The organism is Parabacteroides sp. merdae-related_45_40 (assembly GCF_001915675.1).
Genome location: NZ_MNQY01000131.1, coordinates 37259 through 46260, shown reverse-complemented (window position 1 = coordinate 46260; position 9002 = coordinate 37259). Strand labels below are relative to the sequence as shown.

Here is a 9002-nt window from a genome sequence, read left to right as displayed (position 1 = left end):
CGGGTCGGTCGTTTTCGTTTCACATAGGCGTAAAAGGGTAGTGTTTAGAGTTTGCAAGGTTTTGGGCAAAAAATACCTCGCAAGGCAGGGAAGATTTTTCGCTAAACCGGAACGGCTCGACCTTGCAAAATCGTGAAGAACACGTAACTATCTTTTCCTATTGAAATGATAAAAACGACTGTCCCGGCTGGGGGACTGCGTAAGAGGAAGATTTACAGATAGGGAAACCGGGGAAAAGTGCCTGTTCTCTTTCGTCTTTTAGGGAACACTCCATACGGGCGGGAAAGGCAAGGGTATGGCAAGTTTACCTTGCGGTACGCTTGTGCGGGTTTCCAACGGCTCTTTTCACGAAATACAGTCAGCCATGCCACGCACGGTTGGCGTTTCGGGGAATGTGCCAGTTGGAAAAGGATATAAAAAATGCGGGTAGTCGGTGGACTGCCCGCAAGGTGGAAGAATGTACTTTATTGGAATATAGCTTATTAAGTGGGATTTCGTTACCGGAATCGTTACCTATTTGTTACCGGAACGCTCATAGGTAACGAAACCTACCGGACGGCGTTCTTTCTGTTGCTTCGACTGGCTTAAAAGCTGGGTAAGGGCTTGGTACAGTTCGTTGAACTGCGCATCGGTGCTTACCTCCAGTTCCTCGATTCGCTTTAATAGTTCCTCGTAGCCGATTACCATTTGGCGCATGAGGACAAAAGCCCGCATGATTGAAATGTTTACTTCTATGGCTACTTTGGAACGGAGAACCGAAGAAAGCATGGCTACGCCCTGTTCGGTGAAAGCCATAGGCGGGGTGGGCGTGTGGCGGATATTGTCAGGGAACTTATCACAATTTGTGATAAGTCCTAACCACTCGTCTTTGCTCAACTCAAACATGAAATCACTGGGGAAGCGGTCTATGTTACGTTTGACCGCTTGTTTCAAAGCTCGTGTTTCCACTTGATAGAGTTCTGCCAAATGCAAGTCAAGCATCACCCGGTAACCTCTGACTTCAAAAATCTTGTTTTGGATAATCTGCAAGTCCATAATCTTATTTTTTAAGTTAGTATTTATATGACTGATATTTTTCTGTTATTTAGCTTGTTAGCTAAAATGTCCATATCCTCGCTAAGTTTAGTATCTATGATTTTTGCATAGATTTGGGTAGTTCTTATGTTGGTGTGTCCCAACATTTTAGATACGCTTTCAATAGGTACGCCATAACTTATGCTAAGGGTCGCAAAGCTGTGTCGGGCTACATGGAACGTGATTTTCTTATTTATTCCGCAAACAACCGCAATCTCTTTTAAGTAATCATTCATCTTCTGATTACTGATAACTGGCAACAGTTTACCATTGGGCAGTTTCCCGTCATATTTCTGCAAAATGGATTTGGGTATATCCAGTAATCGAATATTGGACGTTATGCTTGTCTTATGTCTTTTCTTGATTATCCACAAATTACCGTCAAAGGACAATCTTATATTTTCAGGGGTTAGTTCGCAGACATCAACATAAGACAGTCCGGTGTAGCAACTGAAAATAAATATATCACGAACTTGCTCCAGTCGTTTGCTGGCGAATGTCTTTTGATATATCCGGTCTAATTCTGCTTGTTCAAGAAAATCCCTTTCCACATATTCAAATTTCAGCTTATATGCCCCGAAAGGATTAAAAGTAATTAGTCCCAAGTTGTGGGCAAACAGAACAACAGTCCTAAATCGCTGTATAAACTTCATGGCTGTATTATGAGTACACGGGTAATTCTCACGGATGAACAGGTAGAAGCCCTCAATGAACACAACATTTATTTCCCGAAAGGTAATATCCTCCACATTATATTTATCGTGGATATATTCGGCAAGGCGATTTTTGGTAAGTTCATAACGGGTATATGTCTTTTGCGTGGCTGTTTTCCCTACTTTCAACGCATATTGTTCATTGTGTTGGGAAAATACTTGTAAGAGAGTTTTTGCTTTTTCCTCTTTACCTAAGAACACGTTGCGTACTTTCTCTGCGGTTACATAGCTGTCCCGTTCTAAAATGGTCTGATAGTGTCTGTGCAAGGTAGCCTTGATGCTATCCAGCATTTCATTCATGCGGGTAAATTCCGCCCCTCTGCCATTTACCTTTCCGGTTTTAGCAGACCAGTTTTTAGGATTGACTTCAAGTTTGGTGTTGAACTGCGCCAGTTTTCCGTCAATGGTAATACGTGCCATGATAGGCATATTTCCCGCTTCAAGAAAAACAATACTTTGAATGTCGATTTCATACCTCATTTTTTAAGTTACAAAACTACTTTTATTAACTCATAATGAGATAAATGCAGGTTCGCCAATTCCCGACAACATTTCGCCATTTTCCGACAAATCGTACCCCTTTTTGAAGAATTTTGTCAGGGGTACGAATAAGGCACTAATTTTTGTCAGTCAATGACCTTTTCGTGGCGGTTAGGGTAGCCAAAAGACAATAAAAAAAGTCCCACAAAATATTGATTTTGTAGGACTTGTCTTTTTCTTGTCGCCTTTTGGCTTTTCTTTTCGTGATCCGCCTGGGGTTCGAACCCAGGACCCCATCCTTAAAAGGGATGTGCTCTACCTGCTGAGCTAGCGAATCATTCTGTGTGTTACTTCTGTAATGCAAAGATAGTGATTAATTTTTTATTGTGCAAGTATTGATTGTGTTTTTATTTGCTTTTCATTCGGAAAAACATATATATTATAGCAGATTATAGTTGATAATCAATACATTCAAAAAATAGCTTTTTAGAAAATCTAAATAATATTGATTATCATTTTTCGGATTTATGTAAATCGTTGTCGTTCCATAGTATTGCAATAGCATTTATCTTTATTGATTACCACAACAGGAAGTAAACCTTTTTCTCGATCATAAATGCGTTGTGACGTTTTCATTACCATATAACGATGATAGCTGTCTACAATTTCATATAGATCTTTTTCTTCAATGTGATAACAAACGCATGGTATAACCATCTTCCCAAATGGAAAGTTCCAATAATTTCATTTCCGGTGGTGCCACAATATTAGGATTATAACTGTTGGCTACCATTCTGTCTATCAGTATAGCTTTAACTGTGTATTGCGTGGTGGACTTTGTCATCAGCTATCACATTGTGATAAAGATCATAGTTTATCCCCATCGGTAATGCATCCACACGGGTTACACGATCATTCATTTGAACTTCATCCAGATTGAAATTCTTATGAAGGACGCGTTCTGTCGCACTGATGAAATGACGTATATAATCGTGAATGTGGAAAGCGACAAAGTCAGCTCTCAAAAGTCCATTCTGGATCTCGACCCTTTCGGGCAGAATCCGGAAAAGTTCATGTGAAGGAAACGGAATATGTTGGAAATACCCGATATGAAGGTTGGGAAACTTCTCACGGAGCATGCCTGGCAACAGCATTAACTGATAGTCCTGTATCCAAACCCAATCATTAGGCTCAACTATTCGAGATATCTCTTCACAAAAAACAGCATTGACTTCCCTATATGATTCCCAAAAGTTTTTTTATATAACGTATATGCAAAAAAGTAATGACAGAGGGGCCATAGGGTACTGTTGCTATATCCTTACGTAGTAATTTTTATACTGTTCGTCGGATAAGAATACCGGATGATAATTATTTTTTTCCAATTGACAGCAAATGTCATCTTTTTCCGTCTTTTGTTCCACGCAGACGCCAGGCCAACCGATCCAATGTTTTCACAATCAACGTCCAATGACTTCAAACCTGTAGCCCCCCCTTCGCTCCGTGAAAAAACGAATTTTCCATCGGAGGAACATGTAATTTTTACAGGCAATCTATTCGAAACGATAAATAATCTCATATTTGATATAATATATATTAAAATAGGGCAAGATTCATGTTGATTTATGTTTATTTGATAGCTAGATATTTACTAAAGAATAAGCCTGAGATACATTTTTCCAAATGAAAATATTTTCCCAAAATGAAAATTTTTGATGAACAAAGAATTGAGCAAGAAAATTTCTTTCTTGTTAATTCACGAGATTTTAATCGGGTGTCTTGTCTTTCCAAAAATAGAGAAAGCATACCAGAATGAAAAAAACTTTTTCGTTTTGGTATGCTTTCTAAAACTTTCAATTTAGAATTAATATTTTAAAATCGGTTGATATATAGTGTTTTATGTTTGTTGTCGTTTAATTGGTCTGATTTTGGCATTACCCTTATTAGTTAGATTTCCGAAGAAAATATCATTAATATTCATATTCGGTTGTCAGCTATAAGAAACAATGTAAAACGACAAAGAAATAAAATGGTATTTTTTATTTATCAGTTAGGCTCGCTTGCCTCTGTATGGGCAATCAGCAATTTAATAAAAAAAGATGTTCCTCAAAGGATCAAAAACAGGATTATCATTCTGTTACTAGTAACAAGCTGGATTGGCGTTTTGGGGTATTTTTTCATTCTGAAAAATAGGATTGAAAAATGGTGGCCTCGCAAGAAATACTTGGTCGCCCATAAATGGACATAAGTTTCATGTTATATATTATTGCAATTAAAATTGTTTTATGTGTACCAAAATCTTTTTCTCCATTCATTCTGTAAAGATTTCCAATGTTTTTTTCTTTTTGAGCCGTGGATATAATTTATTCATGGCTCATTTTAAAGACTTGGTTCTAAAAAACAGGATACAAATGGGAAAGAATATGCGGATGAATTTTTTTAAGCAACGGATAACGATAGTATTACTGTTGGTGGTTGGCGTATATATATATAGTAGTATCAATGAATTCTATTTCTTTGAAAAAGATTATTATGAATATCTGCTGAATACTTTTGCCGGAATCACTCTTTTGACAGGGATCGCCTATTTGTGTTATCCCAAAAAGAAGGCAAACCTAAAAAATGAATTGGTACTGAATGAATACAAGCTGGAATATGAAACGGAGTCAACCGAATCACAATATTTTATTTCTGATGCAGATGCTTGGAATACATTAAGAAAACAATTGGCAACAACAGCTCGGGGATGTGCTGTTTTATATATCAAAGAGAATTGCGAATTACCTATAATCAATAACACGGTTTTAGCTAAAAAGAGAAATTTCGATTGTTGGAAACCTGTCTGCGCTGGACAGATATCCAAGGATTTTGGCGAAATTTAAAATGATCATAAAAATTATATGGGAAAAATCTTAATCATCGATGACGAAAAACAGATGCTGGCATTATTGTCCCGTATTCTTGAGCTAGAAGGTTATGAGGTATATCGAGCGGCAACTTGTAAAGCTGGTTTAAGATAATTACAGGTTAATACCCCGGAGGTTGTTCTTCGCGATGTCTGTTTGCCGGATGGTAATGGCATCGAACTTATAGACCGGATGAAAAACATATCTCCCTCGGCGGAGATTATTCTTTTAACTGCTCATGGAAAGATTGAAGACAGTGTCTCGGCGATAAAAAGCAGTGCCTTTGATTACTTGGTAAAAGGTGATGACAATAACAGGATCTTTTCTCTTATCGCAAAAGAGATGGAGAAAGCATCCGAAGCATTTATTGTAGATATAACTACCGAAAAACAATCACACTTAAAAAAATAATCGGTAAATCTCCGGCAATATTAGAGGCCGTTTCATTAGCCCAAAAAGTGGCAAAAACGGATGCGTCTGTATTGCAGACAGGTGAAACCGGAACAAGAAAATATGTTTTCGCACGTCTGATCCATAATGATAGCCAGCGAAGTGGGTAGACTTTTGTCGCTATAAATTGTTCTTCTTTCAGTAAAGATTTACTCGAAAGTGAAATATTCGGACACACGGCAGGTTTTTTTGCCGGGGCAATTACGGAAACAAAAGGACTTTTTGAGGAAGCAAATGGTGGTACTATATTTTTAGATGAGATAGGAGAAATGGATATTTCTTTGCAGACCCGGTTGCTGCGTGTTCTTGAGACCGGGCAATTTATGAAAATTGGTAGTACTTACTCTAATACATGTCGATGTCCGAGTTATAGTAGCAACAAATCGCGATTTGGAACAAGAAATAGTTAATGGAAATTTTAGAGAAGATTTATTTAACCGTTTATCTTCTTTCCATATCCATCTTCCTCCATTATGGGAATGGCGGGAAGATATTTTTTTGTAAGAGAATTCGTATCTTCTTTTTCAAAAAATAAGGAGGGAAAAGCTTCTGATATCAGAAAAATACATGGCAGCCATAAACGATACCCATGGAAAGGAAATGTCAGGGAGTTAAAGAATACGGTAAAAAGATGTTTAGTTGTTACGGAGGGGGAAATACTGGACTATCAATCTCTGCCGTTGCAGATGCTGGAATTATCTGAAAATACGGGGAATAATATTGGATTGAACCTAGCCAGCGTTGAAAAGCACCACATTCAGAAAGTCCTCCAACATACCAACGGATACAAACTTGAAGCTGCTCGTCTTCTAGGGATAGGGTTAACCACGCTTTATAGGAAGATGGAAACCTATGGACTATTTTTAAAAGCACTTTGTTCTTGTATACCAGACAGGCTGCCTGTTTTAGGTAGCTTGTCTTTTTATGTACCTTTTCAAAATGAAAAAGCAAAACCAATATATCCTCCATACTAACTCTTTCATATCATCTTTCTGGTTTCTCATAGGTATTTTATTTTTCAAAGGTCATGGCTGAGGAGGAAAAACGGATGTTTATCCGATAGGAAACAAGTAGGCATCGGATGGCGAACGGATACTTACCCGTTCAGAAAAATGTCGGCATATTATTCTTGGAGGATAAGTCTTTCTCGTTTTTTCAAGTACCTTTTAATTACAAACTTTATATCAAAAGGAAAAGACTCCAGAAGCCTGAAATGTGAAAATAACTCTCTTAAAGACTGGTAAGGCAAACAATATGCGATTATCCTAAAATGGAAATATTTTTTTCATTTTGAAAAGGATTTAGCATGTTGCATAACAAGAATGATTTTAACTATACATCTAATAAATAGATAATTACGTATGAATTAAGACTTTTGGCACGACTTTAGCATATAAGAAAACGAAAAAATAAATGGTATTAACAATTTAATAAAAAGAAGTATGGAAGATACGTTATCGTTTTTGTTCTTGTGTGCTACCGGTGTAGCATGCTATTGGTTTTTCTTCAAGTGTGTGGACTGGTTTGAGAAAATTTAATGTGAGAAAGGAGAATTAAATTATGTTTTTAGCACTGTTTATACTTTGCGTAGTGATTTTCGGGTATTTGATGTATGTCCTGATTAAGCCCGAAAAGTTTTAATGGTAATTAGTTTTTAAAGTAAAAAGATGAACACAGAAATTTTAGGTGTAGCATTGCAGATATTGCTGCTGATAGTTATCAGCTATCCATTAGGAAAGCATATCGCCAAGGTGTACAAGGAGGGAAACGATTGTATGCGTTTCATGGCTCCGATTGAAAGATTTATTTACAAACTGGCGGGTATCAACCCCAACGAAGAGATGGATTGGAAGGTATTCCTGAAATCTCTGCTTATTATAAACGTATTTTGGTTCTTCTGGGGTATGATCCTGTTGGTATCGCAAGGATATCTTCCTTTGAACCCCGATGGAAACAGCGGACAAAGTCCGGACTTGGCGTTCAATACGTGTATTAGTTTTATGGTTAACTGTAACTTGCAGCACTATAGCGGAGAAAGCGGTTTGACTTATTTTACACAGTTGTTCGTCATTATGTTGTTCCAGTTCATCACTGCTGCGACTGGTATGGCAGCCATGGCTGGTATTATGAAATCGATGGCAGCCAAAACAACTAAAACAATCGGTAACTTCTGGCACTATTTAGTGATCAGCTGTACACGTATCCTTTTCCCGATGTCTCTGATCGTAGGTTTTATTTTGATCCTGGAGGGTACACCAATGGGCTTCGAGTCTAAAATGACAATCCCGACATTGGAAGGATCTGAACAAATTGTTTCACAAGGACCTACAGCAGCAATTGTTCCGATTAAACAGTTAGGTACGAATGGTGGTGGTTACTTCGGAGTAAACTCTTCTCACCCTTTGGAAAACCCGACTTATCTGACCAATATTATAGAATGCTGGTCTATTCTAATCATTCCAATGGCATTGGTATTTGCTTTGGGATTTTATTTGAAACGTAAAAAGTTAGGTTATGTGATCTATGGCGTGATGCTGTTTGCTTATCTTTTAGGAGTATTCTGTAACGTTCACTATGAGATGGCAGGTAATCCGAAAATTGACGAGATGGGTATTGACCAGTCTTGCGGTGCTATGGAAGGTAAGGAAACCCGTCTGGGTCCGGGTGCAACCGCTTTGTGGTCTGTGACTACGACTGTCACTTCTAATGGCTCCGTTAACGGTATGCACGACAGTACAATGCCTCTTTCCGGTATGGTCGAGATGTTGAACATGCAGATCAATACATGGTTCGGTGGTGTCGGTGTAGGTTTCATGAACTACTATGCATTCCTGATCATTGCCGTATTCATCAGCGGTTTGATGGTCGGACGTACACCGGAATTTCTTGGTAAGAAGGTTGAGGCTCGGGAAATGAAGATCGCTACGATCGTATCATTAGCTCACCCGTTCGTTATCTTGATCTTTACCGCAATTTCTAGCTATGTGTGGGTATATTGTCCGGGCTTTGTTGAGAGTGAAGGCGGTTGGTTAAACAACCCCGGTTTCCATGGTTTCAGTGAAATGCTATATGAATATACCTCTTCTTCCGCTAACAACGGTTCCGGTTTCGAAGGATTAGGTGACAATACCTATTTTTGGAACTATACTTGCGGTTTGGCGTTGATCATTTCACGTTATTTACCAATTGTCGGACAGGTTGCTATCGCAGGTCTATTGGCAAACAAGAAATATACTCCAGAAAGTGCGGGTACATTGAAGACCGATACCGTTACATTCGGTGTGATGACATTCTGCGTAATCGTGATCGTAGCCGCATTGTCATTCTTCCCTGCACAAACATTAGGCCCGATCGCTGAATATTTTAGTATTTACTAATT

4 protein-coding genes, 1 tRNA gene and 4 pseudogenes are annotated in these 9002 nt (G+C 38.3%); 4 read left to right on the top strand and 5 right to left on the bottom strand.

Going from position 1 to position 9002, the window contains the following annotated elements:
- Positions 1-513: 513 nt before the first annotated feature.
- The 5 genes and pseudogenes from BHV83_RS18715 to BHV83_RS18695 form a co-directional block, all read right to left on the bottom strand.
- On the bottom strand, positions 514-1035 hold the full coding sequence (locus BHV83_RS18715; RefSeq protein ID WP_195421867.1) for an ORF6N domain-containing protein: 522 nt from the start codon (positions 1033-1035) through the stop codon (positions 514-516).
- A 23-nt stretch (positions 1036-1058) separates the two neighbouring features.
- Positions 1059-2260, bottom strand: a pseudogene (locus tag BHV83_RS18710) (site-specific integrase).
- Between the two features lie 271 nt (positions 2261-2531).
- Positions 2532-2604: transfer RNA gene (locus tag BHV83_RS18705), tRNA-Lys, on the bottom strand.
- Between the two features lie 230 nt (positions 2605-2834).
- Positions 2835-3111, bottom strand: a pseudogene (locus tag BHV83_RS18700) (ParB N-terminal domain-containing protein); the annotation flags it as partial.
- Positions 3089-3846 (bottom strand): annotated as a pseudogene (locus BHV83_RS18695) (trehalose-6-phosphate synthase); the annotation flags it as partial. The pseudogenes BHV83_RS18695 and BHV83_RS18700, both read right to left, overlap by 23 nt.
- Before the next feature lie 832 nt (positions 3847-4678).
- On the opposite strand from BHV83_RS18695, the gene BHV83_RS18690 reads away from it, so the two are divergent.
- The 4 genes and pseudogenes from BHV83_RS18690 (at position 4679) to kdpA (ending at position 9000) form a co-directional block, all read left to right on the top strand.
- Positions 4679-5149, top strand: coding sequence for a hypothetical protein (locus tag BHV83_RS18690; RefSeq protein WP_005649390.1), 471 nt, complete (start codon positions 4679-4681; stop codon positions 5147-5149).
- A gap of 18 nt (positions 5150-5167) precedes the next feature.
- A pseudogene (locus BHV83_RS18685) lies at positions 5168-6483 on the top strand (sigma-54-dependent transcriptional regulator); the annotation flags it as partial.
- 700 nt (positions 6484-7183) lie between these two features.
- The gene (locus BHV83_RS21805) at positions 7184-7264 is read left to right on the top strand and encodes a potassium-transporting ATPase subunit F (RefSeq protein WP_081447009.1); all 81 of its coding nucleotides are present in this window, start codon (positions 7184-7186) and stop codon (positions 7262-7264) included.
- 26 nt (positions 7265-7290) lie between these two features.
- Positions 7291-9000, top strand: coding sequence for a potassium-transporting ATPase subunit KdpA (kdpA, locus tag BHV83_RS18680; RefSeq protein ID WP_005643461.1), 1710 nt, complete (start codon positions 7291-7293; stop codon positions 8998-9000).
- Positions 9001-9002 lie beyond the last annotated feature (2 nt).

Excerpts from the sequence above, each read along its gene's own strand:
- BHV83_RS18715 (WP_195421867.1), bottom strand. The coding sequence starts at position 1,035 with ATGGACTTGCAGATTATCCAAAACAAGATTTTTGAAGTCAGAGGTTAC.
- BHV83_RS21805 (WP_081447009.1), top strand. The coding sequence starts at position 7,184 with ATGTTTTTAGCACTGTTTATACTTTGCGTAGTGATTTTCGGGTATTTG.
- BHV83_RS18690 (WP_005649390.1), top strand. The coding sequence starts at position 4,679 with ATGGGAAAGAATATGCGGATGAATTTTTTTAAGCAACGGATAACGATA.
- kdpA (WP_005643461.1), top strand. The coding sequence starts at position 7,291 with ATGAACACAGAAATTTTAGGTGTAGCATTGCAGATATTGCTGCTGATA.